The sequence below is a fragment of the Streptomyces sp. NPDC050548 genome (genome assembly GCF_044457385.1).
Classification (GTDB): Bacteria; Actinomycetota; Actinomycetes; order Streptomycetales; family Streptomycetaceae; genus Streptomyces.
Genome location: NZ_JBITGV010000001.1, coordinates 176,218 through 203,110, shown reverse-complemented (window position 1 = coordinate 203,110; position 26,893 = coordinate 176,218). Strand labels below are relative to the sequence as shown.

Here is a 26,893-nt window from a genome sequence, read left to right as displayed (position 1 = left end):
TACGACCCGTCGGCGTAGCGTCGGCTGCACGCGTCCCCCTCACCCCGCTGCCACCGACCTCGACGCACGGCAGCCTGCCAACCAGTACACCCACCAGGACCGGCGAACCACGTGAGCTCCTCTTCCTCCACCAGGCGCCTGTCGCACCCCCAGGTGCGACAGGGGAACCGTGGCGCTTACCGACTGGTGCGTACCCCGCCGACCCGGCCGGCTCCCCCTCACCTGGACGCGCCACAGCGCTCGGTGGTTGACCATGAGGCCGGTCCGCTGCTCGTCCTCGCAGGTCCCGGCACCGGCAAGACCACCACCCTCGTGGAGTCCGTCGCGGCCCGGATCGCCCGGGGAGGTGACCCCGCGCGGATCCTCGTGCTGACGTTCAGCCGCAAGGCCGCCGTCGAACTGCGCGACCGCATGGCCCTGCGCATCGGCGCCGCCCGCGCGCCCCGGGCCACCACCTTCCACTCGTTCTGCTACGCCCTGGTCCGCGCCCACCAGGACAGCGACCTGTTCGTCGAACCGCTACGGCTGCTGTCCGGCCCCGAACAGGACGTCGCCGTACGTGAACTGCTCGCGGGCCAGCCCGACCTGGAGCGGCTCGGCCTCGCGCACGTGCGCTGGCCGGACGAGCTGCGGGCCTGCCTGACCACCCGAGGCTTCGCCGACGAGGTCCGCGCGGTCCTCGCCCGGAGCCGCGAACTCGGCCTGGACCCCGGGGCCCTGGACGCCTTCGCCCGCCGCATCGGCCGCCCCGACTGGCGGGCCGCCGCCGCCTTCCTCGCCGAGTACCTCGACGTACTCGACCTCCAAGGAGTGCTCGACTACGCGGAACTGGTCCACCGCGCGGTGCTCCTCGCCCACCGCCCCGAGGCCGCCGAACGGCTCGCCGCCCAGTACGACGCCGTGTTCGTGGACGAGTACCAGGACACCGACCCGGCCCAGGTACGACTGCTGCACGCCCTCGCGGGCGGCGGCCGCACCCTCGTCGCCTTCGGCGACCCCGACCAGTCGATCTACACGTTCCGGGGCGCCGACGTGAACGGCATCCTGGACTTCCCGAGCGCCTTCCCGCGCGCGGACGGCAGTCCCGCCCCCGTAGAGGTGCTCCGGACCTCCCGCCGCTCCGGCGCCAACCTGCTGACCGCCACCCGCCTGCTCACCCAGCGCATGCCCCTGACCAGGCTCCCGGCCCAGAAGGTGCGCGCCCACCGCGAGCTGTCCCCGGTGCGCGACGGCGGACGTGTCGAGGTGTACACGTACCCGACCCCCGGCACGGAGCTGGACAACATCGCCGACATCCTTCGCAGGGCACACCTGGAGGACGGCGTCCCCTGGAACGACATGGCCGTCCTGGTGCGCGCCGGCTCCCGGACGATCCCCACGGTCCGCCGCGCCCTCACCGCGGCCGGCGTCCCCCTGGACATCGACGGCGACGACCTGCCCCTGCGCCACGAGCCGGCGGTGGCACCCCTGCTGACGGCGCTGCGGGCGGTGGCGGTCGCGGAGGCGTCCGGGGACGCACCGGCCGAAGCGGACGATTCCGACTCCGACGCATCTGACGAGAGCCCCACGGGCACCTCCTGGCTCGACACCGAGACCGCCCTCACCCTGCTCGCCTCGCCCCTCGCCGCCATGGACGCCGCCGACCTGCGTCGCCTGGGCCGTGCGCTGCGCGAGGAGGAGCGGGCCGGTGGCAACCCCGTGCCGCCGCCCTCCGACGAACTGCTCACGCGGGCGCTCGCCGAGCCGGAGCGGCTGGTGGCCCACGACCCGACGTACGCGCGGGGAGCCCAGCGCCTGGGCGCCCTGCTGCGCAAGGCACGCGAGCGCCTGGCGGGCGGCGGTACGGCCGAGGAGGCGCTGTGGGACCTGTGGCAGGGCACTCCCTGGCCCGGGCGCCTGGAGCGCGCCACGCTGCGCGGCGGCGCGGCCGGGCGCAACGCGGACCGGGACCTGGACGCCGTCTGCGCGCTGTTCGCGACCGCGGCCCGCGCGGAGGAGCGCACCGGGGGCCGGGGCGCCCTCAACTTCCTGGAGGAGATCGACGCCGAGGACATCGCCGCCGACACCCTCACCCGCCGTGCCGTACGCCCCGACGCCGTACGCCTCATGACCGCACACCGCTCCAAGGGCCTGGAGTGGCGCGTGGTCGTCGTGGCCGGTGTCCAGGAGGGCCTGTGGCCGGACCTGCGCCGCCGCGGCTCGCTCCTGGAGGCGGATCGCATCGGCCGCGACGGACTCGCCGAACCACTCACCCCGGGGGCGCTGCTCGCCGAGGAACGCCGTCTGTTCTACGTCGCCGCCACGCGCGCGCGTGAACGCCTCGTCGTCACCGCGGTGAAGGCACCCGCGGACGACGGCGACCAGCCCTCCCGCTTCCTCACCGAACTCGGCGTCGAGCCCAAAGACGTCACAGGGCGTCCGCGCCGCCCGCTGTCCGTCGCCGCACTGGTCGCCGAACTGCGCGCCACGACCGTCGACCCGCGCGTGTCCGGCACCCTCAGGGAGGCCGCCGCGCGGAGGCTGGCCCGGCTGGCCGCGCTCGCCGACGAGGACGGCCGCCCGCTGGTCCCGTCCGCGCACCCGTACCGCTGGTGGGGCATGTTCGAGCCGACCGAGAGCAAGGTGCCGCTGCGCGACCGCGACCAGCCCGTCGTGCTCTCCGGGAGCGCCCTCGACCAGCTCGCCAACACCTGTGCCCTGCAATGGTTCCTGGGCCGCGAGGTGAAGGCCGATGCCCCCGCGACCGCCGCCCAGGGCTTCGGGAACGTGGTGCACGTCCTGGCCGACGAGGTCGCCTCCGGACGCACCCCCGCCGACCTGGCCGTCCTCATGGAACGCCTCGACACCGTGTGGAACGCGCTCGCCTTCGACGCGCCCTGGAAGTCGGCGCAGGAGAAGGACAACGCGCGCGTGGCGCTCGAACGCTTCCTGAAGTGGCACGTCGACTCCAACAGCCTCCGCGCCGGCCGCACACCGGTCGCCAGCGAGCACGACTTCGACGTCACCCTCGAAGCGGGCGACTACGAAGTGCGCATCCGCGGCTCCATGGACCGCGTCGAGACGGACCACGAAGGGCGCGCCTACGTCGTCGACTTCAAGACCGGCAAACAGACGCCGACCGCCCGCGAGGTGGAACGCCACCCCCAGCTCGCCGTCTACCAACTCGCCGTCCAGGAAGGCGCCGTGGACGAGGCCTTCGACGGAGTGCGCCCCGAACCGGGCGGCGCCGAACTCGTCCAGCTGCGCCAGGGCGCCGCCGTACGGGACGGCGGCGAGACCCTGCCCAAGGTGCAGGCCCAGGAGCCCCTGGAGGGGGAGTGGGCCGGTGAACTGCTGGCCACGGCCGCGGGCAAGGTCCTCGACGAACGGTTCACGCCGAAGACCGGCCAGCACTGCACGCACTGCGCGTTCCGGGCCTCGTGCAGCGCGCGGCCCGAGGGACGGCACGTGGTCGAGTAGCGCGCGTGACACATCGCACCACCTGTGCTGACCTGCGCTTCTGTTTCCCCTGAGGGCGATTGGTCCTCGACTGTCAGTGGCCGCAGCTAGCCTCTCCGACATGCCCGCCCGTATCACCGATCCCGATCAGCTCAAGGAGCTCCTCGGCATCCCCTTCACCCCGGAGCAGACGGCCTGCATCATCGCGCCGCCCGCCCCGCAGGTGATCGTGGCCGGAGCCGGGTCGGGCAAGACGACGGTGATGGCGGCCCGCGTGGTGTGGCTGGTCGGCACCGGCCAGGTCGCCCCCGAACAGGTCCTCGGCCTGACCTTCACCAACAAGGCCGCCGGTGAACTCGCCGAGCGCGTCCGCAAGGCGCTCGTCAAGGCGGGCGTCACCGACCCCGACGTCATCGACCCGGACAACCCCCCGGGCGAGCCGGTGATCTCGACGTACCACGCCTTCGCGGGCCGCCTCCTGACCGACCACGGCCTGCGCATCGGCCTCGAACCCACGTCCCGCCTGCTCGCCGACGCCACCCGCTTCCAGCTCGCCGCGCGCGTACTGCGCGAAGCCCCCGGCCCCTACCCGGCGCTCACCCGCTCCTTCCCGGACCTCGTCAGCGACCTCCTCACCCTCGACGCCGAGCTGTCCGAACACCTCGTACGCCCCGAGGAGTTGCGCGCGTACGACGCCGAGCTGCTGCGCGACCTGGAGGGCCGCAAACTCAGCAACCCCGAGCTGCGCAAGGTCCCCGAGGCGGCCGACGCCCGCCGTGAACTCACCGAACTGGTGAGCCGCTACCGGACCGCCAAGCGCGAGCGCGACCTGCTCGACTTCGGCGACCAGATCGCCCTGTCGGCCACCCTGGCGCGCACCCGCCCCGAGGTCGGCGAGATCCTGCGCGACGAGTTCCGGGTGGTGCTCCTCGACGAGTACCAGGACACCTCGGTCGCCCAACGCATCCTCCTGGCAGGCCTGTTCGGCTCCGGCACGGGCCACGCGGTGACCGCCGTCGGCGACCCCTGCCAGGCGATCTACGGCTGGCGCGGCGCGTCCGTCGCCAACCTCGACGACTTCCCCGAGCACTTCGCCCACGCCGACGGCCGCCTCGCCGCCCGCCAGTCGCTCAGCGAGAACCGCCGCAGCGGTGGCCGCCTCCTCGACCTCGCCAACGGCCTCGCGGAACCCCTGCGCGCCATGCACGCGGGCGTGGAGGCCCTCCGCCCGGCCCCCGGCGCCGAGCGCGACGGCATGGTGCGCTGCGCGCTGCTGCCCACCCACGCCGAGGAGATCGACTGGCTCGCCGACTCCATCGCCCACCTCGTACGGACCGGGAAGGCACCCGGCGAAATCGCCGTCCTGTGTCGTACGGCCACCGACTTCGCCGAGATCCAGGGCGCCTTGGTGACCCGAGACGTCCCGGTCGAGGTCGTCGGACTCTCCGGGCTGCTGCACCTGCCCGAGGTCGCCGACCTCGTCGCCGTCTGCGAAGTCCTCCAGGACCCCGGCGCCAACGCCTCCCTGGTCCGGCTGCTGACCGGCCCGCGCTGGCGCATCGGCCCCCGCGACCTCGCCCTCCTGGGCCGACGCGCCCGACTCCTCGTCGCCCACACGCGCGTGGGGGCCGACGACGACCCCGACCGCAGGCTCGCCGAGGCCGTCGAGGGGGTCGACCCCTCCGAGGTGATATCGCTCGCCGACGCCCTCGACACGTTCCTGGAGACACCCCTCTACGGCTCCGACGGCGCCGGGGACGACGACGGACTGCCCTTCTCACCGGACGCGCGCGTGCGCTTCGCCCGCCTGGCCACCGAACTGCGCGACCTGCGCCGCTCCCTGTCCGACCCCCTGATGGACGTCCTGCACCGCGTCCTGGCCGTCACCGGCCTGGAGGTCGAACTCGCGGCGTCCCCGCACGCGTTGGCCGCCCGCCGCCGCGAGACACTGTCGAACTTCCTGGACGTCGCCGCCTCCTTCGCCGCGGGCGACGGCGAGGCGACCCTGCTCGCCTTCCTCGGCTTCCTGCGCACCGCCGCCCAGTACGAGAAGGGCCTCGACAACGCCCTCCCTGGTGGCGAAAACACCGTCAAGGTCCTCACCGCGCACAAGTCCAAGGGCCTGGAGTGGGACGTCGTGGCCGTCCCCGGCCTGGTCACCGGGACCTTCCCCAGCAGCCAGGGCCGCGAGAAATGGACCGCCCAGGGCAAGGTCCTCCCGCACGCGCTGCGCGGCGACACCGCCACCCTGCCCGACGTCGCCTCCTGGGACTCGAAGGGCATGAAGGCCTTCCACGAGGCCATGAAGGACCACCAGCACACCGAGGAACTCCGCCTCGGCTACGTCACCTTCACCCGCCCCCGCTCCCTGCTGCTCGGCTCCGGCCACTGGTGGGGTCCCACCCAGAAGAAGCGCCGAGGACCGTCCGACTTCCTGCAGGCCCTCTACGACCACTCCGCGGCCGGGTACGGCGAGATCGAGGCCTGGGCGGACGAACCCGAGGAGGGCGAGGAGAACCCCGCCCTGCAGACGGCCACCGCCGACCAGGCCTGGCCACTGCCGTTGGACGACACGGCGATGGCCCACCGCCACAAGGCCGCCAAGATGGTCATGGACCACCTGGAGCGCCTCGCCTCCCACGACGAGAGCCACCCCGCGGCCACCCACGACCCGAACGCACACGACGACCCGGACTGGCCCCCGCCACCGGAGGACGACGAGCCGCCGTACGACGATCCCCTCTACGACGAGTCCCTCTACGAGGAAACTCCCCTCGACGCCGAAGAGGGCCTCCCGGAGGACGACCCCGCCGACTGGGGCGCCTGGACCACGGACCGCCCGACCGTCCCGCACCAGGCGACGGCCCCGGACCTCGCCGAACACCCCAGTGCGCCGGGGGACGCCCGCCCGCACCCCGCGGAACCACGCGGCACCCGCCTCACCCCCGAGGAAGCCCGAGCCATCGCCTCCTGGGACCGCGACCTCGACGCGCTCACCGGGGAGCTTCTGCGCGCCCGCCGAGGCGTCACCGACGTCCCCCTGCCGGCCTCCCTGACAGCCACCCAGCTGCTGCACCTGGCCGCCGACCCGGACGGGCTCGCGCAGGAACTCGCGCGCCCCATGCCACGCCCTCCACAACCCGCCGCACGTCGAGGCACCCGCTTCCACGCCTGGGTGGAATCGCGCTTCGAAGAGCTGACCCTGCCCATGCTGGAGCCGGAGGAACTGCCCGGCAGCGAAGCCGAGATCGCCGACGAACGAGATCTGGAAGCGCTCAAGGACGCCTTCGAACGCACCGAGTACGCCCGCCGCACGCCCTACCGCGTCGAGACCCCCTTCCAGCTCTCGATCGCCGGCCGCGTCGTACGGGGCCGTATCGACGCCGTCTACAAGGAGGGCGACGGCGACGAGGCGACGTACGAGATCCTCGACTGGAAGACCAGCACCACCCGCACCGCCGACCCGCTCCAGCTCGCGATCTACCGGCTCGCCTGGGCCGAGCGGCAGGGCGTGCCGCTGGAAGCGGTCACGGCCGCGTTCCTGTACGTGCGCGGCGGCGAGGTCGTCCGGCCGGAGGGCCTTCCGGACCGGGCCGCCCTGGAGCGACTGCTGCTGGAGGAGCCGGGCGCACAGGTGGAATCACCGGGCGCGCAAGGGGAGTAGCCGGCCGCGCAAGCAAACTGTGAGGAACCGCCCACCGAGGATGTCAGTGCGGGCCGATAGGCTCGTGACCATGAGCCACACCGTTGACAGTGCCGTCAGCGCGGTCCGCACGTACATCGAGCAGCACCGCGCAGCCTTCCTCGACGACCTCGCCGAGTGGCTGCGCATCCCGTCCGTGTCGGCGCAGCCCGAGCACGCGCCCGACGTCCGGCGCAGCGCGGACTGGCTCGCCGCCGCACTCAGGGAGACCGGTTTCCCGACCGTCGAGGTCTGGCCGACCCCGGGCGCCCCGGCCGTCTTCGCCGAGTGGCCCGCCGACGATCCCGAAGCACCCACGGTCCTCGTCTACGGCCATCACGACGTACAGCCCGCCGCCCGCGAGGACGGCTGGGACAGTGAGCCCTTCGAGCCGGTCGTCCGCGGAAACCGCCTCTACGCGCGCGGGGCCGCCGACGACAAGGGCCAGGTGTTCTTCCACACACTCGGCGTCCGCGCCCACCTCGCCGCCACCGGCCGCACCGCCCCGGCCGTGCACCTGAAGCTGATCGTCGAGGGCGAGGAGGAGTCCGGCTCCCCGCACTTCCGGGCACTCGTCGAGGAGCGCGCCGACCGGCTCGCCGCCGACGCCGTGATCGTCTCCGACACCGGCATGTGGTCCGAGGACACCCCCACGGTGTGCACCGGAATGCGAGGCCTCGCCGAGTGCGAGATCCGGCTGTACGGCCCCGACCAGGACATCCACTCCGGTTCCTTCGGCGGCGCCGTGCCCAACCCGGCGACCGCCGCCGCCCGCCTCGTCGCCGCACTGCACGACGAGCACGCACGCGTGGCGGTCCCCGGCTTCTACGACGGCATCGTCGAACTCACCGACCAGGAGCGCGAGCTATTCGCCGAGCTGCCCTTCGACGAGCGGGAGTGGCTGCGCACCGCCAAGTCGTACGCCACCCACGGAGAGGCCGGACACACCACCCTGGAGCGCATCTGGGCCCGCCCCACCGCCGAGGTCAACGGCATCGGCGGCGGCTACCAAGGCGCGGGCAGCAAGACGATCATCCCGTCCTCGGCCATGGTGAAGCTCTCCTTCCGGCTGGTCGCGGGCCAGGACCCCGACCACATCGAGAAGGTCGTCCGCGACTGGGCCGCCCGGCAGGTGCCCGACGGCATCCGCCAGGAGATTGAGTTCAGTGCCGCCACGCGCCCGTGCCTGACCCCGCTGGGCCACCCGGCACTGCAGTCCGTCGCGCGCGCCATGGCCGTCGCCTTCGAGAAACCGGTCCTTTTCACCCGCGAGGGTGGCTCCGGACCGGCCGCCGACCTCCAGGAAGTCCTCGGGGCACCCGTCCTCTTCCTGGGCATCTCCGTCCCCTCCGACGGCTGGCACGCCCCGAACGAGAAGGTCGAACTCGACCTCCTCCTCAAGGGCGTCGAAACCACCGCCCACCTGTGGGGAGACCTCGCCGACACCTGGCGCCACGCGCCCTGACGAACCACGCGATCCGGAACGGCGACACGCGCGAGGCACACTGGAAGTACCGCCCCGCACACCCGTCCCCGCCGGACCCGGTCGCCTCCTGCCGTACGTCCCGCTGAACCGCCCGCCGAAACAATCCGCATTGCCGGGGGAGTTGGAAGCACCCGTGACCACCTGGACCGACCACACAGCCGACCGACCCATCTCGCTCACCGCCCCGAGCGGCATCGACCGAGCCGCCCACCACCGGCTCGACGAGGCCTGGCTCGCTGCGGCGTGGAGCCACCCCACCACCCGCTGCTTCGTGGTCTCCGGCGGCCAGGTCCTCATCGACGAGACGCCCGACGGCAAGACCGAACTCGTCATGACCCCGTCCTTCGAGGCCCCCCTCACCGAGGCGCACCGCTACTTCCTGGGCACCGACGACGACGGCGTCAGCTACTTCGCCCTCCAGAAGGACGCGCTGCCCGGCCGTATCGACCAGTCGGCGCGGGCGGCGGGCCTGCGCGAGGCGGGGCTGCTGCTGTCTCCCCGGGACGTGGGCCTGATGGTGCACGCGGTCGCCCTGGAGAACTGGCAGCGCCTGCACCGCTTCTGCTCCCGCTGCGGCGAGCGCACGGTGATCGCCGCGGCCGGCCACATCCGCCGCTGCCCGGCCTGCGGCGCCGAGCACTACCCGCGCACCGACCCCGCTGTGATCATGGCGGTCACCGACGAGGAGGACCGGATCCTGCTCGGCCGCCAGGTCCACTGGCCCGAGGGCCGCTTCTCGACGCTGGCCGGCTTCGTGGAGCCCGGCGAGTCCATCGAGCAGTCGGTGCGCCGCGAGGTCTTCGAGGAGGCCGGCATCACCGTCGGCCACGTCGAGTACGTCGCCAGCCAGCCCTGGCCCTTCCCGTCCAGCCTCATGCTCGGCTTCATGGCCCGCGCCACTTCGACGGACATCAACGTAGACGGCGACGAGATCCACGAGGCCCGCTGGTTCTCCCGCGAGGAACTACGCGCCGCCTTCGAGTCCGAAGAGGTGCTGCCGCCCTACGGCATCTCGATCGCGGCCCGGCTGATCGAGCTCTGGTACGGCAAGCCGCTGCCGACGAGAACTTTCGTCTGAGGCCGGCAAGAAGAAGCAGACAGCAAGGCGGACAGCAGGAAGGCGGCCCCTGAGATGTCAGGAGCCGCCTTCTGCGGAGCCGCGTGCAGCGATCGTCGATCAGGCGCCGACCTTCTGCTTGACCTGGGCCAGCGAAGGGTTCGTGAGCGTCGAACCATCGGCGAAGAGCAAGGTCGGGACCGTCTGATTCCCGCCATTCGCCTTCTCGACGAACGCCGCGGAATCCGGGTCCAGCTCGATGTTGACCTCGTTGTACGCGATGCCCTCGCGGTCCATCTGGCTCTTCAGCCGACGGCAGTAACCGCACCAGGTGGTGCTGTACATCGTCACGGTGCCCGACATTCTCTCGCGCTCCTCAACAGCTCAGGGAATAGGTCCTCGCAGTGGAGGAAACGTACGCGACGCACCCGCCATTCCCGCCGGGGGTATCCCACGGGACGTGACGCCTGCCGCATTAGTACGACTGCGGGTGCCTCCCTGTGGACAACCGGCTCACCCGTCTCCGGCGACCTGGCAGCATGGCCGTGTGACAGCAGCAACGCACTCCCCCCTCTTCCCGCAGGTACCGGACTCGGCCGACGCGGTGCTCGAAGGGCTCGACCCCGAGCAGCGCGAGGTGGCGACCGCCCTGCGCGGTCCGGTGTGCGTGCTGGCGGGCGCCGGCACGGGCAAGACCCGGGCGATCACCCACCGCATCGCCTACGGAGTGCGCGCCGGGGTCCTGCAGTCCTCCAGCGTGCTGGCCGTCACCTTCACCAACCGCGCCGCCGGAGAAATGCGCGGCCGACTGCGCCAACTCGGTGCCACGGGAGTGCAGGCACGTACGTTCCACTCGGCCGCCCTGCGTCAGCTCCAGTACTTCTGGCCGAAAGCGATCGGTGGCAGCATGCCCCGGCTCGTCGACCGCAAGATCCAGCTCGTCGCCGACGCGGCGGCGGCCTGCCGCATCCGGCTCGACCGCGGTGAACTGCGGGACGTCACCGCCGAGATCGAGTGGTCCAAGGTCACCCAGACCGTCCCCTCCGACTACGCCGCCGCGGCCGCCAAGGCGGGCCGCGACGTCCCCCGCGCCCCCGCCGAGATCGCCCAGCTCTACGCTGCCTACGAGGACGTCAAACGCGACCGCGCGGTCATCGACTTCGAGGACGTCCTGCTGCTGACCGTCGCCGTGCTCCAGGACCGGCACGACATCGCCGAACAGGTCCGCTCGCAGTACCAGCACTTCGTGGTCGACGAGTACCAGGACGTCAGCCCGCTCCAGCAGCGCCTCCTGGAGCTGTGGCTCGGCGATCGCGACAATCTGTGCGTCGTCGGCGACGCCAGCCAGACGATCTACTCGTTCACCGGGGCGACCCCCGACCACCTCCTCGACTTCCGCACCCGCCACCCCGGTGCCACCGTCGTCAAGCTGGTCCGCGACTACCGCTCCACGCCCCAGGTCGTGCACCTCGCCAACGGCCTGCTCTCCCAGGCCAGAGGCCGGGCCGCCGACCACCGACTGGAGCTGATCTCCCAGCGCGCCGCGGGTCCCGAGCCCGTCTACGCCGACTACACCGACGAGCCCGCCGAGGCCGAGGGCGCCGCGCGCCGCATCCGTGACCTGATGGCAGCGGGCGTGCCGGCGAGCGAGATCGCGATCCTGTTCCGCACGAACTCCCAGTCCGAGACCTACGAGCAGGCCCTCGCCGACGCCGGAGTTCCCTACCAACTGCGCGGTGCCGAGCGGTTCTTCGACCGCCCCGAGGTCCGCAAGGCCGGCGTTGCCCTGCGCGGCGCGGCCCGCTTCGGCGGCAACGACTCCCTCCTCGACGACGTCGTCGACCTGCCCTCCCAGGTCCGTGCCGTCCTCTCCGGCGAGGGCTGGACCACCGAACCACCGGCCGGCTCCGGAGCCGTCAGAGAGCGCTGGGAGTCCCTGGCCGCCCTGGTCAACCTCGCCCAGGACTTCGCCGCGGCCAGACCCGGAGCCACCCTCGCCGACCTGGTCGCCGAACTCGACGAGCGGGCGAACGCCCAGCACGCCCCGACCGTCCAGGGCGTCACCCTCGCCTCCTTGCACTCTGCCAAGGGTCTGGAGTGGGACGTCGTCTTCCTGGTCGGCGTCGCCGAGGGCATGATGCCGATCTCCTACGCGAAGACCGACGAACAGATCGAGGAGGAGCGCCGCCTCCTGTACGTCGGGGTCACCCGTGCCAGGGAACGGCTCCACGTCTCCTGGGCGCTCGCCCGCTCACCCGGCAGCCGCCCCAACCGCCGCCCCAGCCGTTTCCTGGACGGCCTGCGCCCCGGCTCGACCGGTGCCGCGGGCAGACCCGGCCTGGTCGCCCCCGGCGGCATCGAACGCGGCTACCCGGGCACCGGCCCCGCAGCCGTCCCACGGCGGACACAGCGCACCGTGGCCCGCTGCCGGGTCTGCGGTCGCACGCTCACCGACGCCGGCGAGATGAAACTGATGCGCTGTGAGGACTGCCCCTCCGACATGGACGAGGGCCTCTACGAGCGCTTGCGCGAGTGGCGGGAGGTCCAGGCGCAGCGCAGCGGCCAGCCGGCGTTCTGCGTCTTCACCGACAAGACGCTGATGGCGATCGCCGAGACCGTCCCCGACGACGAGGGCGAACTCGCGCGGATCCCGGGCGTCGGAGTGCGCAAGCTCAACCGCTACGGGGCCGATGTCCTGGCCATCTGCTGCGGTCAGGAGCCTGCGGAGGGTGCTGCGGGGGGCTGATGAAAACTCGTCGGAAAAATAGTTTGCGCATGCCCCAGCGATCCCCATAGGTTCTAAGCCACGGGAACAGAAGGCCTTCTCGGAGGCCCTGATTCCGTGATGTACTTGCATATCCGAAGGATCGGGCTCACCCCCGGTCCCCCGAGACGCCGAGAGGAGGCGATTCCAGTGATCAGCATCAACACCAGCTCCGCCAGCACCGTGAAAATGACCGATCCCTCGGTCGTCTCCCTGTGCATGCTCGGCGTTTCGAACCTGGGCACCGGTCTGTCCGGCATTTCTGCCGCCCGTCCGGCGTCCGCTCTGTCTCTCGCGGTTCTTCCCATCCGTGAGCGCAATGAGCGACCGACCAAGGCACTGGAAGCAGTAGGAGCACAGGCGCAGGCCTATGCCTTTGCGCCCGGTGCCGGAAGCCGGAAGCAGACGACGCAGCACCACCAGATGTGGGCCTTCCGTGGGCCAGAACCCTGGAGTGATCCAGCCTGATTGATCAGGCCGGCGCCTTCAGGGCCGCGGAACCCCATCCGGGATCCGCGGCCCTTCTGTTTGTCCCCGAACGGGGATGACGGAGCGAAGGGGCCTCGGGACAAGAAAAGAACCCGGTACCAAGCCGACACCCGGTCCAACAGGGCCGGACCGACCAGACGAGGAAGAACAACCGTGCAACTCGAAGCGCACGCCCCGTCCGTACCGCCTTCCGAAACGATCCCCCCGCCCGGCCTCACGGAGGACTCCACCTTGACTCCGCTCACTGCGCTCACCGCGCTCGACGACGCCATCGAGAACCTCGGCGTACCCGTCCCCTGCCGTTCCTACGACCCGGAGGTCTTCTTCGCCGAGTCGCCGGCCGATGTCGAGTACGCCAAGTCCCTCTGCCGCACCTGCCCGCTGATCGAGGCCTGCCTCGCCGGCGCCAAGGAGCGGCGTGAGCCCTGGGGCGTCTGGGGTGGCGAGCTCTTCGTCCAGGGTGTCGTCGTGGCCCGCAAGCGGCCGCGTGGCCGTCCGCGCAAGAACCCGGTCACGGCATGAACACCATCTTCGGAACGATCGACCGCCCCCTCACGCACGACCCCAAGAAGCAGGCCCCGATGAAGCCGTCCACTCCCAGCGAGCCCGCGGGCTCCGCGATCCCAGACTTCACCACCACCGGTGCGACCGAGTCGCGCCAGAACAGGACCCGAGAGATGCAACTCATCCCAGAAGCCCTGGCCCGTGCGCATATGCACGAGCGCCTGCAGGAGGCCGAGCGGGAACGGCAGGTCACCCACCTGCTGGTCGCTCGCCGGATGCAGCGCAGGGCCGAGCGTGCCTCGATGCGCGCCCGCCGTGCGCTCGCCGTGGCCGTCATGCAGTAATCGATCACACCTGAAGCGGTGGCCTCCCCAGCCCGGGAGGCGAATGCTCCCCGCGGGGGCCGGTCCGTCCGAACGGACCGGCCCCCGCGGCGCGTTCTACCCCCGTCCCCGGCCGCGGCGATATCGTCGCCGGGTGACGAGTCTTCCCGGAGGCAGTGACACCAGCGCCTCCACCGCGGAGCCCCAACCCCTTGTATGCGCCCGCTGCGGCGCCCGGTCCGAGGGCCCGCAACTCACCTGGACCTGTTCCGTGGAGAACGGAACCCGGCACTACTTCTGCGACACCTGCGCCAGGGAGAACCTCAGGGCGATCGAGGGACGGCTGGACTCCGACTGGTGGTAGACCGCACTCGCGCCCGTCCTCGCGGTGGGGCTCAGGCCTCCGCCGCCGGTTCCTCCTCGTACTCGTCCGGATCCTCCGGCACGAACCCCGGCAGCCACTCCTCCAGCTCCTCGCGCAGCCGTACCGTCGCACCCAACTGACACAGAACGCCGATTGTGCTCAATGTCACTCGGTGTATCAGGAGGTACGCCGGAGGCAGGTTGAGCTGCTTGCCCAACTGGTGGGCAGGGGAACGGGGATCGGCGATCCGGGCGGCCTGACTGCGCATCCAGCCGCGGGTGAAGGTGAACTCGTCGACCTGGGCCGGCTCGATGATCGGCACCAGGTAGTCGAGGACGGCGTCCGGGTCCAGCTCTATCGAATCCTTGACGAAGCCCTCCGTGCACAGCAGTTCGTAGACCGCCTCGGCGTCGCCGTCGAGTGTCATGCGCAGGGAATCGCCGATGGGGGTCGGCAGACCACCGGGGAGCCGGTCGACCGTGCCGAAGTCCAGGACACCCAGGCGCCAGTCGCCCTTGCCGTCCGGGTCGGCGGGCAGCAGACGGAAGTTGCCCGGATGCGGGTCCGCGTGCAGCAGGCCCGTACGGGCCGGGCCGGAGAACAGGAAGCGGGCCAGGAGCTGACCTGCCCGGTCGCGCTGCTCCCGAGTGCCGTCGGAGATCACCTCCGACAGGGGAATCCCGTCTATCCACTCCGTGACCAGAACCTGGTCGCACTGGTGGACCACGGCGGGCACCACCACATCCGGGTCGTCCTCGAACTCCTCCGCGTGCACCTGCTGGGCCTGCGCCTCCAGGCCGTAGTCCAGTTCCTCGGAGACCCGGTCGCGGAGCTCGGCGATGAGGGGCTTGATGTCCATCCCGGGGATGAGCGGGCCCAACAGGCGGGCGAAACGGCTCAGTTGGGTCAGGTCGGAGAGGAGGGCCTCGCCGGCGCCCGGGTACTGCACCTTGACCGCGACCTCGCGGCCGTCGTGCCACACCGCCCTGTGCACCTGGCCGATCGACGCCGCGGCCGACGGCTTGTCCTCGAACTCCACGAACAACTCACGCCAGTCCTCACCGAGCCGCTCCGCCAGCACGCCGTGCACGGTGCGCGTCGGCATCGGCGGCGCCGCCTCCTGGAGCTTGGTCAGCGCGGCACGGTAGGGACCGGCGACCTCCTCGGGCAGGGCCGACTCGAAGACGGACAGCGCCTGCCCGAACTTCATCGCCCCGCCCTTGAGTTCGCCGAGCACCTTGAACAGCTGCTCCGCCGTGCGCTGTTGGAGCTCACGGCTGACGATCTCCGCGGACTCGCCCACGATCCGTTTCCCGAGCCCCCACGTGGCTCTCCCGGCGAAGCCGAGCGGGAGCGCGGCGAGCTTGGCGGTACGGGTGACCGCCTTGCGGGGAAGATCAGACATGCGCCCTCCAAGTCCCAGCCGGCCGGGCCGAGTCTGCCTTACGGCGCACATCCCTCGACGGCCGGTCCTCTGCCATTGTCGCGTGTCGATCCTCGTCCGTAGAGGTGTGTTCCTCCTTACCTTTCTCCGCGGCTCCGCAGGGGCATGCGGAATGTGCCCAGACCGGGCGCGCGTGCCAGTGCAGACCGGGTAGCGAGACCTCCCACCGCGCGCCCGCGCTCGACGGCGACTGCCCGTCCAGGAAGGCGAGCGCGTGCGTGGCCGCCAGCCCGGCGACGGTCGTGGCCAGCGCCAGATCGCAGGGCCGCACCCGGGGCTGCCTGCCCGAACGCCACTGCGCGACCAGCCGGGGCCAGGTCGGATCCCGGTCGGTGCGCGCGTGGTGCAGACAGCCCGCGCAGGCCGACTCGCCCGGCAGCACCAGCGGGCCCACTGTTCCCGTGCCCTCCACGACACCGACGTACAGATGAGGGGTCCCCGAGGCGATCAGGTCGGCGGCGACCGACGGATCCGGCGCGTGCACGGCGACGTCGTCGCGCGGGGCGAGGACCACCAGGGAGAAACCGGGTTCGCCCGCCTCCCGCGCGGTCCCGGAGGTTCGGCGCGGCGACCGGTCCGGAGCCGCCCGGCGCACGGCCCGCCGTGCCGACTCGTCCCTGCGCTCGCCGACGGCCTCGGCGGGCAGTCCGCCCGGAGCGACGTCCCAGGGCTCGGTGTCACCGCCGTCGCGCACGTCGACCTCGCCGATCCCCGCGCCAGACAACAGCGTGGCCAGCACCGCGCCCACCCGGCCCGCTCCTCTCACCTGCACGCGCAGTTCGCGACGCGCCGCCAGTCGGGCCATCGCCGCGCCCGGCTCGCCGGTCGTCAGAGAGAGCGAGGCGAGGTCCGGGCGCAGCCGGTCCAGGACGTTTTTCTTCGCGCGGAGGGCGTCGGCCGCGGGACCGCCGCCTTTCGCGTCGTCGAGCAGGCCCGCGTGCGTGAGCCCCTTCACCAGCTGGTCGACATGGCCGTCGGGCAGATCCATCCGCCGGCCCTCTTCGCGTAGCAGCGGCAGTCCGCGCGTGCCGTTGAGCAGGTCCAGGAAACTGCCCGTCGCCGTGTCCATCGGGCCGAGCGTCATCGCGTGCGCCGGTGTCATCCCGAACTGCACGGTGTTGAGATCACGCCAGCCGCGCCGCAGCGCGGGCTTCACCATCGGATGCATGACAGGCCCCCGTAGCCGTAGGAAGTACGTCCCGTGTTCCGGTGGAGGTGGTCGGTGCTCCGCCGGTGGTGCCAGAGTGCCCGGCCGGGCCGGAGGACGCCGAAAGTTGTCCACAGGTGGTGGGGATTCGTCGTACGAATCAAACGCTTGGTGGGGGATCGACACCGAAACCGTCCCGGAGTCGGGACTTCCCGCGTGTGCAGAGGGTAACGTCATGGCGTGCCCGCCGACCCACTGCACAGCGCCGGAAAACCACAGCGCAGTACGACGAGCCAGCCGCCAAGCGGCTCGGGGGCGAGCGCGATCGAGGTTCGCAGGAGTGCGCGTCGGCGCAGAACGGTCTCCGCGTACCGCGAGGGCGATCGCACCGTCGTGCTGATCCCCGCCCGCATGTCCGAGGCGGAGGAGAAGCGCTGGGTCACCGTCATGCTCGACAAGCTGGCCGCCCAGGAAAGCAAACGGGTGCTCGGTGACACGGAGTTGGCCGAGCGCGCCGAGCGCTTGTCGGCCCAGTACTTCGAGGGACGCGCCCGGCCCACCTCGGTGCGCTGGGTCACCAACCAGAACACGCGCTGGGGATCCTGCACGCCCTCCGAGGGCAGCATCCGGCTCTCCCACCGGCTGCAGGGCATGCCCGAGTACGTCGTCGACTACGTGCTGCTGCACGAGCTCGCGCATCTCCTGGTGCCCGGGCACGGGCCCCGTTTCTGGCGGCTCCTGGAGGCGTATCCACGCACCGAGCGGGCCAAGGGGTACCTCGAAGGTGTGGTCGCGGCCGAGCGGCTGCCCAATCCACCGGGCGCCCGCGAGGAGTGACCGTCCCCTGTGGGGGATTGTGTACCGGGTCTGTACCGACTTACTCCGGTGTCGGAGATTGCCGTTAGCCTGACGCGACGCACATCGCATCGGGATGGGGGACGGTCGTTACGCATGGCCAGGGAATTCCAACGCGGCCACAAGGCCAAGATCAGTGACCTCACCGCGGGCACCGATCTGTACGTAGGCGTACAGATCACCGGCCCCGGGCTGACGTTCGACATCAGCTGCTTCGGCCTCGACGCCGAGGAGCGGCTTTCGGACGACCGGTACTTCGTGTTCTTCAACCAGCCGAAGTCCCCCGAGGAGTCCATCCAGCTCCTGGGCGCCCAGGCGGGCGACGCCGAGTCCTTCCGGGTCACGCTCGACAAGATCCCGCCGCAGATCCACAAGCTGGCGTTCACGGCCACGCTCGACGGCGCCGGACAGATGTCCCAGATCGCCCCCGGATACGTCCGGATCGTCGCGGGCGGCGAGGAAGTGGCCCGCTACTCGTTCAACGGTTCGGAGTTCACCACCGAGCGGGCCGTGATGCTGGGCGACTTCTACCTGAAGGACGTCTGGCGGTTCGCCGCCGTCGGCCAGGGCTTCGACGGTGGCCTCGAAGCGCTGCTGAAGAACTTCGGCGGCGAGGTCATGGAGGAGGAGGCCCCGGCCGCGCCGCAGCCGCAGTCCGGCGCCGCCCCGGGCTTCGCCCCGCCCCCGCAGAGCTCCGCGCCGCCCGCGTTCGGCGCCCCGCCCGCTCCGGCGCCCGCACCGGGCTTCACGCCCCCGACGGCCCCGGCGCCCGCACCCTCCGTGCACGCCGCGCCGACGATCATCGCCCCGATGACCCCGCCCGGCCCCGGAACCGTGCCGCCCCCGGGCCCCGTCCCCGCGCCCTACGGCCAGCCCCCGCAGCCGTACGGGCAGCAGGCCCCCGGCCAGACCGCGCCGCCGCCTCCCGGGTACGGCCAGCCGCCGCAGGCACCGCCGCCCCCGCCCGGCTACGGCCAGCCCACCCCGCCTCCGGGCTACGGCCAGCAGCCGCCCGCCCCTCCGGGATACGGGCAGGTTCCGGCCCAGCCGGCCGGCTACGGAGTGCCCTCCGGCGCTCCCCAGGGCGCCGGTGTGTCGGCCGCGCTGCAGAAGTTCAAGGAGACGCCCACCGGGCAGCGCTGGACGCAGCAGAACAAGAAGCTGATCCGCGTCGACCTCGGCATCGGTGACCAGCCCGTACTGGCCCGCCAGGGCAGCATGGTCCTCTACCAGGGCAAGGTCGACTTCGGCTACAAGGGCGCCGGGTTCGCCGGCCGGCTCGTCGGCAACGCGACCGGCCAGGAGATGCAGCTGATGCGCTGCACCGGCCAGGGACAGGTGTTCCTCGCCGAGAACTCCACCAACCTGCACCCCGTCGAGCTCCAGGGGGACGCGATCTGTGTCTCCGCGGAGAACGTCCTCGCCTTCGATGAGAGCCTTCAGTACGAGGTCAGACGCATCGAGGGACACGGCATCCCCGGAGGCGCGCTGTTCACGATGCAGTTCCAGGGGACCGGCACCATCGTCGTGAAGACCCACGGCGAGCCCGTCGTCCTGCCGGTCACGCCGACCACGTTCGCCGACTGCAACGCGGTCGTCGCCTGGTCCGCCGCCGCCCAGGTGATCGTCTCCAGCCAGGTCCGGATGCGCCGCAACGCGTACCCCGGCGACACCGGCGAGAGCGTCAACCTGCAGTTCCGGGCCGCCCCCGGCAACTTCGTCGTCGTCCAGCCTTACGAGGTCTGAGGGAGCCCGTCATGAACCAGCCGCTCGCGGGCTACGCCCCCGCACCCGTCACCGCCCGCATGGAGAACCACGGCAACAACATGCTGAAGGTCGCCATGCAGACCGGAAGCGACCTCTTCGCGCGCGTGGGCTCGATGATCGCCTACGAGGGCTTCATCCAGTACGAGCCCAACCCGCCGGCCGTGCGCCAGATCGCGCGCGACTGGATGACCGGCGAGGGCGCGCCCCTGATGAAGTGCTCCGGGGACGGACTGCTCTACCTCGCCGACTACGGCGCGGACGTCGTCGTGATCAACCTCAACGGCGACGGGATCTCCGTCAACGCCACCAACCTGCTCGCCTTCGACACCTCCCTCACCTGGGGTGTCGAGCGCGTCAAGGGGCTCGCCAAGTTCGCCGGGCAGGGCCTGTGGAACACCAAGATCAGCGGCCAGGGCTGGGTCGCGCTGACCTCCCGTGGCAAGCCGATCGTCGTCGACTGCGGTGGTGGTGACGACGAGACCTACGTCGACCCGGACGCGCTCGTCGCCTGGTCCCCGAACCTCAAGGTGAAGGGCAAGCGCAGCTTCAAGGCGCAGTCGCTGATCGGCCGCGGCAGCGGCGAGGCCTACCAGATGGCCTTCTCCGGGCAGGGCATCGTCGTCGTCCAGCCCAGCGAGGACAGCACCGACCGTCTCCGGTTCCGGGGCTGAGGGGGGAACACGACACCATGCAGAGCCCGCTTTTCGCGTTCAACGACTCGCAGTCCCAGGACCGCTACAGCCTCCAGAACAAGCAGATGCTGCGCATCGTCCTGGAGGGCCACGACGACATCCTCGCCCGCAAGGGCACGATGGTCGCCTACCAGGGGCTCGTCGAGTTCGACGCCGAGTATCAGAACACCCGGCAGGCCTACGCCCGCGCGGCCACCGGCGAGGGCCTCAGCCTGATGCGCTGCCACGGGCAGGGCACGGTCTTCCTCGCCAACCTCGCCCAGCACATCCACGTAGTGGATGTGGAACAGGACGGCCTCACCGTCGACAGCAGCTACGTCCTCGCGATGGACTCCTCGCTGCACCACGAGGTCATCGCCGTGGACAGCCAGTACGGCATCTCCGGCTCCGGGAAGTACCAGCTCAACATCACCGGCCGCGGCAAGGTCGCCCTGATGACCTCGGGTGCGCCGCTGATGATGCAGGTCACGCCCGACAAGTACGTCAACTGCGATGCCGACGCGATCGTCGCCTGGTCCACCGGACTGCGCGTCCAGATGCAGGCTCAGACGCACTCCTCGGGCGTGTGGCGGCGCCGAGGCAACACCGGTGAGGGCTGGGAGCTGAGCTTCATGGGCAGCGGCTATGCGCTCGTCCAGCCCAGCGAACTCCTGCCGCCGCAGAACGCCGGCATCGGCCAGGGCCTCGCCGCGCAGTACGGCATGGGCCAACACGGCGCCCACGCCCAGAACCAGGGCAACGCCTGGAGCTGAGCGTCCAGAAGTCGAACGTAAGGGGCGCCCGCAAGTGCGAGCGCCCCTTACACGTTCACAGCCTGGCGCGCGTCGCCTCCAGCAGCCGCACGACCGACTCGTCGGCTACGGCCGCCACCTCGTCGTAGGGGAACCAGCGCAGGTCCAGCGACTCGTCGCTGATCTCCTGGACGGCGCCGGGTGGCGCCACGACGGCGTACTGGACGTCGTAGTGGAAGTGGCACGGTGCCGGGATGGGATGGAGGTCGAGGCGGGCAGGACCGCCCGGCAGCAGGGTCAGTCCCGTGATGCCGGACTCCTCCCTCGCCTCGCGCAGGGCCGCCGCCTCCAGAGAGGTGTCCTCCGGCTCGCAGTGGCCGCCCATCTGGAGCCACATCCGCAGCTTCTTGTGGAGCGTGAGCAGCACTCGCCCCTGCTCCGGGTCGACGACCAGGGCACTCGCTGTGATGTGCCCATCCCCGCAGGACTTCCACATGCCGTCCGGGTGAGCGGCCAGGTGGTCCAGGTAGGCCTGGCGCAGCTCCGTCTGGTCCTCGTAGCTCTTCAGTACGAGGACCGCGTCGTCGTACAGGCTCACTCGGTGTCGTCGTCCTTCTTCTTCAGGTCGGGCTTCTCGGCAGCCTCGCCGAGCAGCTTGTCCAGCTCGGAGAAGTCCAGCTGCTCGCGGTGCACGAAGCCGTCCGGATCGTCCAGGTCGGAGGCCGTCGGCAGCATGTCCGGGTGGGCCCACAGACCGTCACGGCCGTCGACACCGCGCGCGTCGGTGAGCGAGGCCCACAGCCGGGAGGCGTCGCGCAGCCGGCGAGGGCGCAGCTCCAGGCCGATCAGTGTGGCGAACGTCTGCTCGGCGGGACCACCCGTCGCGCGACGGCGCCGCAGGGTCTCGCGGAGCGCGTCGGCGGACGTCAGGCGCGGCTTCGCGGCGGCGTGGACCACCGCGTCCACCCAGCCCTCGACGAGCGCCAGAGCCGTCTCCAGACGGGCCAGGGCGGCCTTCTGCTCGGGCGTGTCCTCCGGCTGGAACATGCCCTGCTGCAGGGCGTCCTGCAGCTGCTCCGGGTTCTGCGGGTCGAACTGGCCGACCACGTCCTCCAGCTTGGCGGTGTCGACCTTGATCCCGCGCGCGTACCCGTCGACCGCGCCGTACAGGTGCGAGCGCAGCCACGGCACGTGCGCGAACAGGCGCTGGTGGGCGGCCTCGCGCAGGGCGAGGTAGAGCCGCACCTCGTCCTGCGGAATGCCCAGGTCCTTGCCGAACGCCTCGATGTTCAGCGGCAGCAGCGCGGCCTTGCCGACCGGGCCGAGGGGCAGGCCGATGTCGGTCGAGCCGACGACCTCGCCCGCGAGCACGCCCACGGCCTGTCCGATCTGGGTGCCGAACATGGCGCCGCCCATGGAGCGCATCATGCCGATCAGCGGGCCCGCCATGGCCTGCATCTCCTCCGGCAGGACATCGCCCATGGCCGCGCCGACGCGCTCGGCGACCGGGTCCACGAGCTCCTTCCAGGCGGGCAGGGTCGCCTCGACCCACTCCGCGCGGGACCACGCCACGGCGGAGCCGGCACCGGACGGCAGCGAGGTCGCGTCGTCCAGCCACAGGTCGGCGAGGCGGACGGCCTCCTCGACGGCGCTGCGGTCGGCGGGGCCGATGCTCGCGTCCTTCGTGCCGTCCTGGGTGCCCTGGGAGACCGTCTGGCGGGCGATCTGCTTGGCCATGTCCCAGTTCACCGGGCCGCCCTCGTACGAGAGCATCTGCCCCAGCTGCTGGAACGCGGCGCCCAGGTCGTTGGGGTTCAGTGAACCGAACATGGCTGCGAGCGGATTGTCCGCACCGGGGCCGCCAAAGCCCCCGGCACCGGGCAGCCCGCCAAAACCGAACGGGTTGGCCGGTCCCTGACCACCACCGCTCTCCTGGTCCTTCTTCTTGCCCTCGTCGCCGTCGTCCGGCTCCTCCGGCGGAAGGCCGAATCCGAATGGGGTGTCACTCACGGGATTCCTCGGCTGTTAAGGCCGCCGGTCTCTCTCCGACGGCACGACTGCCCTTCAACACCACCCAGCGTAGACACCGCGGGCCGATCAGGCCTCGGTGCTTCGCCGAGACCTGGCCTGCGGCAGGATGGATGCCACCTGGTCCGGACGCGTCACGCGCGTCCGTACTGAAGACAACCGCTGGAGACGCCCGGTGAGTTCCCCAGATCCGCAGGTTCGCGCAGCGCGAAACCACTCAACCAGTCCCGCCGTGCGCGGGCCCGTCGTCGCGGTCACCGGCGCCGCGTCCGGGATCGGGGCGCTCCTCACCGAGCGGCTCGCCGCCTCCGAGGAGATCAAGCAGGTCATCGCCATCGACGAGCGCCGCGGCGAGTGCGCGGCGGCCCAGTGGCACATCCTCGACGTGCGGGATCCGGCCATCGCGGAGAAGCTGCGCGGCGCCGACGTCGTCGTACATCTGGCGCTGGACCTCGATCTGGAGACCGATCCGGCCGCCCGTTCGGCGTACAACGTCCGAGGGACGCAGACCGTGCTGACCGCCGCCGCGGCGGTCGGTGTCCACCGGGTCGTGCTCTGCACCTCGGCGATGGTCTACGGAGCGCTGCCCGACAACGAACTGCCGCTCTCGGAGGACGCCGAACTGCGCGCCACCGCGGAGGCCACCGGTGTCGGCGACCTCCTGGAGGTCGAGCGGCTCGCGCGGCGCGCGCCCCGGGCGCATCCCGGGCTCAATGTCACCGTCGTCCGCCCCGGAGTCCTCGTCGGCGGCACCGACACCGCGCTGACCAGGTACTTCGAGTCGCCGCGACTGCTGGTGGTGGCCGGATCGCGGCCCGCCTGGCAGTTCTGCCATGTCGAGGACCTGTGCAGCGCCCTGGAGTACGCGGTCCTGGAGAAGGTCGACGGGGAACTCGCCGTCGGCTGCGACGGCTGGCTGGAGCAGGAGGAGGTCGAGGAGCTCAGCGGCATCCGGCGCATGGAGCTGCCGTCCGCGGTCGCGCTCGGCGCGGCGGCCCGGCTGCACCGGATCGGACTCACGCCGTCCCCGGCCGGCGACCTGGCGTACACGATGTACCCCTGGGTGGTCAGCGGGAGCCGGCTGCACGACGCGGGCTGGCGGCCCCAGTGGACCAACGAGGAAGTGCTCGCGCAGCTCCTGGAGGAGGTCGCCGGGCGGCACACGGTCGTCGGGCGGCGGCTCGGCCGCAAGGACGCGACGGCGGCGGGCGCCGCGGGCGCGACGGTCGCACTGCTCGGCGCGGCGGCGGTCGTACGACGGGCACGGAAGGCCCGGCGCCGGATCTGAGCAGCGCAAGCCTCTGAAACACGTGCTCCTGTAGGACGCTCCAAACAGGCACGCGCGCGTGCCTGTTGAAAGTGCTATTCCGCGCTGTCGGCGGGGTGCGGCACGATGGAGGCATGGCACCCACGATCGACCACCCCGGTGAGCAGGCCGCGCAGGATCCCGTCAAGCTGATCGGGATCCGGGAGACGCCGCTCTCCGTGGACGAGGTCTTCCGGGCGGTCGGGGACGACGCGGCAGGTGGGACGGCGCTGTTCGTCGGGACCGTGCGCAATCACGACGGCGGTGCCGACGTCGACCGGCTGGGGTACTCGTGCCACCCCAGTGCCGAGGCCGAGATGCGCCGCATCGCCGAGAAGGTCGTCGCGGAGTACCCGGTGCGGGCGCTGGCCGCCGTCCACCGGGTGGGGGATCTCGGGATCGGGGACCTGGCCGTCGTCGTCGCCGTGTCGTGTCCGCACCGGGGTGAGGCCTTCGAGGCCTGCCGGAAGCTGATCGACGATCTCAAGCACGAGGTGCCGATCTGGAAGCACCAGCAGTTCTCCGACGGCACCGAGGAGTGGGTCGGCGCCTGTTGACGCACGCTCATCGACTTCTCAGCCGCCCTCCGGTTGCGTAACCGCCCCCCTGGCATGAGCGTTGTCAGTGGGGCTGGCTAATCTGCTGATCAGTCAGTCGAGTTCACTCGTCCGGGGTTGGGAGGTCGGCATGGCGGCACTCGCCTGGTTGTTGATTCCGCTGGTGGCCGCGATAGGCGCCGGCCTGTGGGGCAGTTGGGCCAACCGGACCCGCAAGGTACGCAGCGACGGCCCGGAGCTGGACGGCTATGCCCGCTTCCGCGAGGCCATGGACAAGTCCCACTCGGGCACGTGAACGCAGGCGTGACCGGAGGGCGGCCCTGACGGTGCGCTGACAGAAGCGTCCCGTACTGTCGTGCCATGCCACGCCGCACCGCGACGATGCTCGCCTCCACCCTGATGCTGATCGCGCTCCTGTGCGCGGGAGTCCTCATCAACGTCCCGTATGCGGAGATGTCACCGGGCCCGACGGTGAACACGCTCGGGGACCACGACGGCGAGCCGGTACTGCAGATCACCGGGCGCAAGACCTACCCGACGACCGGTCACCTGAACATGACGACGGTCCGGGTCACCAGCGCCGACTACAACATGAACCTCATCGAGGCCGTGTACGGCTGGCTCGCCCACGACGACAAGGTCGTCCCGCACGACACGCTGTACCCGGACGGCAAGACGGAGCAGCAGTCGACCCAGGAGAACGCCGAGGAGTTCAGCCAGTCCCAGGAGAGCGCCAAGGTCGCCGCCCTGGACCAGCTGGGCATCCCGGTGAAGTCCTGGGTCATCGTCTCGACTGTTCTCAAGGACTCCCCGGCCGAGGGCAAACTGCACGCCGGTGACGTGATCAAGGCCGTCGACGGTACGACGGTGAAGCAGCCCGACGACGTCGCGAAGCTGGTCACCAAGCACAAGCCGGGCGAGAAGGTCGTGTTCACGATCGTGTCGGCCAAGGACCAGGCCGCCGCGGTGAAGGCCAACAAGACGGCGACCGCGACGAAGGACATCACGATCACCACGGCGACCTCCGACGACACGGGTGCCAAGCGCGCCATCGTCGGCATCTCCGCCGGAACCGATCACACGTTCCCGTTCAGCATCGACATCAAGCTGGCCGATGTCGGCGGCCCGAGCGCCGGCCTGATGTTCGCGCTCGGCATCTACGACAAGCTCACCCCGGGCGACCTCACCGGCGGCAAGTTCGTGGCTGGCACCGGCACCATCGACGACACCGGCAAGGTCGGCCCGATCGGCGGCATCTCGATGAAGACCGTCGGCGCGCGCAGCAAGGGCGCCCAGTACTTCCTGACGCCCGCCGAGAACTGCGCGGAGGCCGCCAAGGACACCCCCAGTGGCCTCCGGCTCGTCAAGGTGAACACCATCAAGGACGCGATCAGCGACCTCAAGCTGATCAACAGCGGCAAGACCGCCGACCTCCCGAAGTGCAGCACCAAGGACTGAACAGGCCTCTTCTTTAAGAAGACCTCGCGTACGACTCCGGGGGCGCCCTCAGACCGAGAGCGCCCCCGGAGTCGTACCGGAGCCGTACGAGAAGACAGGTCGTCAGTCCTCGAAGGTCGCCGACAGGGCCTCCGCGAGGCCCGGGACGAGGGCGCCGCCCGTGAGGACCTCCGTCGGGGAGTCCTTCTCGCGCAGCCGCAGGGCCGAGTCGCGGGTGCCGTCGCGCAGCACCGCGACCGTCATCCGGACCTCCTGGCGGTCCGGGTGCTGGGCGACCCACTCGGTGAGCTTCTTCTCGCTCAGCCCCTCCGGGACGGAGGCCTCGGCGGACGGCGGCAGCATCAGCCGCTCGACGGTGAGCGCGCAGCCGGCCACCGCGTCGGGCCAGGCGATCGTGCCGAGGAACTCGTCCAGCGGCTTTCCGGCCGGGATCTCCTCCTGCTCGATCGGGGTGAGACCGGTGGTCTCGGGCTCGTCCCGCAGGCCGAGTTGGGCCGCGAGACCGGGCTCCTGGGCCCGCAGTCGCGCGGTGTCTACGAGGGCGAAGAGGCGAGCGGGCTGGTCCCAGCCGAGGCCGGAGGCGTACTCGTCGATCTCCAGTACGGCCCGGGTGAGGGGGTTCGCTGCCATGGGAGTGTTGGACATGGTCACAATCCTGCCTCGTTCATGGCCGGAATCGGGAACCGAGTAAACGGTGAGTAAGTTGCATAGGTGTGGGCCCGCGATCACGCGGGGCTACGGACGGTCCGCGAACCCGGGGGCCTGACGCAACGACAGCGACCAACAGCGAACTTCGAGGTG

At 71.2% G+C, this 26,893-nt stretch carries 23 protein-coding genes; 17 read left to right on the top strand and 6 right to left on the bottom strand.

Translation table 11 applies throughout. From position 1 onward, the window contains the following. The first annotated feature begins 111 nt into the window (after window positions 1–111). The 4 genes from ACIBJH_RS00920 to nudC all read left to right on the top strand — a co-directional run bounded on the left by ACIBJH_RS00920 (window position 112) and on the right by nudC (window position 9,684). A complete protein-coding gene (locus ACIBJH_RS00920; RefSeq protein WP_399114734.1) occupies window positions 112–3,459 on the top strand; it encodes an ATP-dependent helicase in 3,348 nt (1,115 codons plus the stop codon). 100 nt (window positions 3,460–3,559) lie between these two features. After that, a complete protein-coding gene (locus ACIBJH_RS00915; protein WP_399114733.1) occupies window positions 3,560–7,102 on the top strand; it encodes a UvrD-helicase domain-containing protein in 3,543 nt (1,180 codons plus the stop codon). Between the two features lie 70 nt (window positions 7,103–7,172). Beyond that, complete coding sequence (locus tag ACIBJH_RS00910) at window positions 7,173–8,585, top strand: dipeptidase (RefSeq protein WP_399114732.1); 1,413 nt, start codon at window positions 7,173–7,175, stop codon at window positions 8,583–8,585. 154 nt (window positions 8,586–8,739) lie between these two features. Next, entirely contained in the window at window positions 8,740–9,684 is a 945-nt protein-coding gene (gene nudC / locus ACIBJH_RS00905; protein WP_043674596.1) for an NAD(+) diphosphatase, read from the top strand. Between the two features lie 99 nt (window positions 9,685–9,783). Here the strand turns inward: nudC and ACIBJH_RS00900 are convergent, their stop codons facing one another. Next, entirely contained in the window at window positions 9,784–10,026 is a 243-nt protein-coding gene (locus tag ACIBJH_RS00900; RefSeq protein ID WP_019072117.1) for a mycoredoxin, read from the bottom strand. Between the two features lie 184 nt (window positions 10,027–10,210). On the opposite strand from ACIBJH_RS00900, the gene ACIBJH_RS00895 reads away from it, so the two are divergent. From ACIBJH_RS00895 to ACIBJH_RS00875, 5 genes are all read left to right on the top strand, one after another. Next, a complete protein-coding gene (locus tag ACIBJH_RS00895) occupies window positions 10,211–12,409 on the top strand; it encodes an ATP-dependent DNA helicase UvrD2 (RefSeq protein ID WP_399114731.1) in 2,199 nt (732 codons plus the stop codon). A gap of 168 nt (window positions 12,410–12,577) precedes the next feature. Beyond that, window positions 12,578–12,895, top strand: coding sequence for a hypothetical protein (locus ACIBJH_RS00890; protein WP_381243024.1), 318 nt, complete (start codon window positions 12,578–12,580; stop codon window positions 12,893–12,895). 174 nt (window positions 12,896–13,069) lie between these two features. After that, the gene (locus tag ACIBJH_RS00885; RefSeq protein ID WP_019072119.1) at window positions 13,070–13,438 is read left to right on the top strand and encodes a WhiB family transcriptional regulator; all 369 of its coding nucleotides are present in this window, start codon (window positions 13,070–13,072) and stop codon (window positions 13,436–13,438) included. After that, window positions 13,435–13,764: a hypothetical protein gene (locus ACIBJH_RS00880; RefSeq protein ID WP_201052430.1), complete on the top strand. Its 330-nt coding sequence runs from the start codon at window positions 13,435–13,437 to the stop codon at window positions 13,762–13,764. The genes ACIBJH_RS00885 and ACIBJH_RS00880 overlap by 4 nt, the downstream gene beginning before the upstream one ends. 133 nt (window positions 13,765–13,897) lie before the next feature. Further along, entirely contained in the window at window positions 13,898–14,107 is a 210-nt protein-coding gene (locus ACIBJH_RS00875) for a hypothetical protein (protein WP_399114730.1), read from the top strand. Between the two features lie 31 nt (window positions 14,108–14,138). Here the strand turns inward: ACIBJH_RS00875 and ACIBJH_RS00870 are convergent, their stop codons facing one another. Both ACIBJH_RS00870 and ACIBJH_RS00865 read right to left on the bottom strand, forming a co-directional pair. Next, entirely contained in the window at window positions 14,139–15,512 is a 1,374-nt protein-coding gene (locus tag ACIBJH_RS00870) for an ABC1 kinase family protein (protein WP_399114729.1), read from the bottom strand. Then, on the bottom strand, window positions 15,505–16,719 hold the full coding sequence (locus ACIBJH_RS00865; RefSeq protein WP_399114728.1) for a TOMM precursor leader peptide-binding protein: 1,215 nt from the start codon (window positions 16,717–16,719) through the stop codon (window positions 15,505–15,507). The genes ACIBJH_RS00870 and ACIBJH_RS00865 overlap by 8 nt, the downstream gene beginning before the upstream one ends. A gap of 219 nt (window positions 16,720–16,938) precedes the next feature. Here ACIBJH_RS00865 and ACIBJH_RS00860 point away from each other — a divergent pair, with 219 nt between their 5' ends. From ACIBJH_RS00860 to ACIBJH_RS00845, 4 genes are all read left to right on the top strand, one after another. Continuing rightward, complete coding sequence (locus ACIBJH_RS00860; RefSeq protein WP_399114727.1) at window positions 16,939–17,535, top strand: M48 family metallopeptidase; 597 nt, start codon at window positions 16,939–16,941, stop codon at window positions 17,533–17,535. A 114-nt stretch (window positions 17,536–17,649) separates the two neighbouring features. Beyond that, entirely contained in the window at window positions 17,650–19,299 is a 1,650-nt protein-coding gene (locus ACIBJH_RS00855; RefSeq protein ID WP_399114726.1) for a TerD family protein, read from the top strand. Between the two features lie 11 nt (window positions 19,300–19,310). Continuing rightward, the gene (locus ACIBJH_RS00850; RefSeq protein ID WP_093629034.1) at window positions 19,311–19,991 is read left to right on the top strand and encodes an AIM24 family protein; all 681 of its coding nucleotides are present in this window, start codon (window positions 19,311–19,313) and stop codon (window positions 19,989–19,991) included. A 17-nt stretch (window positions 19,992–20,008) separates the two neighbouring features. Continuing rightward, complete coding sequence (locus tag ACIBJH_RS00845) at window positions 20,009–20,764, top strand: AIM24 family protein (RefSeq protein ID WP_399114725.1); 756 nt, start codon at window positions 20,009–20,011, stop codon at window positions 20,762–20,764. A gap of 55 nt (window positions 20,765–20,819) precedes the next feature. Here the strand turns inward: ACIBJH_RS00845 and ACIBJH_RS00840 are convergent, their stop codons facing one another. Then, window positions 20,820–21,341, bottom strand: a complete 522-nt coding sequence (locus tag ACIBJH_RS00840) for an NUDIX hydrolase (RefSeq protein ID WP_399114724.1) — start codon at window positions 21,339–21,341, stop codon at window positions 20,820–20,822. After that, the gene (locus tag ACIBJH_RS00835) at window positions 21,338–22,753 is read right to left on the bottom strand and encodes a zinc-dependent metalloprotease (RefSeq protein ID WP_399114723.1); all 1,416 of its coding nucleotides are present in this window, start codon (window positions 22,751–22,753) and stop codon (window positions 21,338–21,340) included. The genes ACIBJH_RS00840 and ACIBJH_RS00835 overlap by 4 nt, the downstream gene beginning before the upstream one ends. A 193-nt stretch (window positions 22,754–22,946) precedes the next feature. Between ACIBJH_RS00835 and ACIBJH_RS00830 the strand changes: the two genes are divergently transcribed. The 4 genes from ACIBJH_RS00830 (at window position 22,947) to ACIBJH_RS00815 (ending at window position 26,092) form a co-directional block, all read left to right on the top strand. After that, window positions 22,947–24,059, top strand: a complete 1,113-nt coding sequence (locus ACIBJH_RS00830) for an SDR family oxidoreductase (RefSeq protein ID WP_399114722.1) — start codon at window positions 22,947–22,949, stop codon at window positions 24,057–24,059. 113 nt (window positions 24,060–24,172) lie between these two features. After that, on the top strand, window positions 24,173–24,634 hold the full coding sequence (locus ACIBJH_RS00825; RefSeq protein WP_399114721.1) for a molybdenum cofactor biosynthesis protein MoaE: 462 nt from the start codon (window positions 24,173–24,175) through the stop codon (window positions 24,632–24,634). A gap of 130 nt (window positions 24,635–24,764) precedes the next feature. Further along, window positions 24,765–24,929 carry a hypothetical protein gene (locus ACIBJH_RS00820; protein WP_019072131.1) on the top strand — a complete coding sequence of 55 codons (165 nt, stop codon included), beginning with the start codon at window positions 24,765–24,767 and terminating at the stop codon, window positions 24,927–24,929. A 65-nt stretch (window positions 24,930–24,994) separates the two neighbouring features. Further along, entirely contained in the window at window positions 24,995–26,092 is a 1,098-nt protein-coding gene (locus tag ACIBJH_RS00815; protein ID WP_399114720.1) for a PDZ domain-containing protein, read from the top strand. Window positions 26,093–26,194: 102 nt separating this feature from the next. Here ACIBJH_RS00815 and ACIBJH_RS00810 read toward each other — a convergent pair whose 3' ends face one another. Then, entirely contained in the window at window positions 26,195–26,737 is a 543-nt protein-coding gene (locus ACIBJH_RS00810) for a PPA1309 family protein (protein ID WP_399114719.1), read from the bottom strand. Window positions 26,738–26,893 lie beyond the last annotated feature (156 nt).

What these genes read in the sequence shown, in the direction of transcription:
- ACIBJH_RS00915 (WP_399114733.1), top strand. Translation starts at nt 3,560, where the DNA reads ATGCCCGCCCGTATCACCGATCCCGATCAGCTCAAGGAGCTCCTCGGC.
- ACIBJH_RS00910 (WP_399114732.1), top strand. Translation starts at nt 7,173, where the DNA reads ATGAGCCACACCGTTGACAGTGCCGTCAGCGCGGTCCGCACGTACATC.
- ACIBJH_RS00900 (WP_019072117.1), bottom strand. Translation starts at nt 10,026, where the DNA reads ATGTCGGGCACCGTGACGATGTACAGCACCACCTGGTGCGGTTACTGC.
- ACIBJH_RS00880 (WP_201052430.1), top strand. Translation starts at nt 13,435, where the DNA reads ATGAACACCATCTTCGGAACGATCGACCGCCCCCTCACGCACGACCCC.
- ACIBJH_RS00870 (WP_399114729.1), bottom strand. Translation starts at nt 15,512, where the DNA reads ATGTCTGATCTTCCCCGCAAGGCGGTCACCCGTACCGCCAAGCTCGCC.
- ACIBJH_RS00865 (WP_399114728.1), bottom strand. Translation starts at nt 16,719, where the DNA reads ATGCATCCGATGGTGAAGCCCGCGCTGCGGCGCGGCTGGCGTGATCTC.
- ACIBJH_RS00855 (WP_399114726.1), top strand. Translation starts at nt 17,650, where the DNA reads ATGGCCAGGGAATTCCAACGCGGCCACAAGGCCAAGATCAGTGACCTC.
- ACIBJH_RS00850 (WP_093629034.1), top strand. Translation starts at nt 19,311, where the DNA reads ATGAACCAGCCGCTCGCGGGCTACGCCCCCGCACCCGTCACCGCCCGC.
- ACIBJH_RS00845 (WP_399114725.1), top strand. Translation starts at nt 20,009, where the DNA reads ATGCAGAGCCCGCTTTTCGCGTTCAACGACTCGCAGTCCCAGGACCGC.
- ACIBJH_RS00825 (WP_399114721.1), top strand. Translation starts at nt 24,173, where the DNA reads ATGGCACCCACGATCGACCACCCCGGTGAGCAGGCCGCGCAGGATCCC.
- ACIBJH_RS00820 (WP_019072131.1), top strand. Translation starts at nt 24,765, where the DNA reads ATGGCGGCACTCGCCTGGTTGTTGATTCCGCTGGTGGCCGCGATAGGC.
- ACIBJH_RS00815 (WP_399114720.1), top strand. Translation starts at nt 24,995, where the DNA reads ATGCCACGCCGCACCGCGACGATGCTCGCCTCCACCCTGATGCTGATC.
- ACIBJH_RS00810 (WP_399114719.1), bottom strand. Translation starts at nt 26,737, where the DNA reads ATGTCCAACACTCCCATGGCAGCGAACCCCCTCACCCGGGCCGTACTG.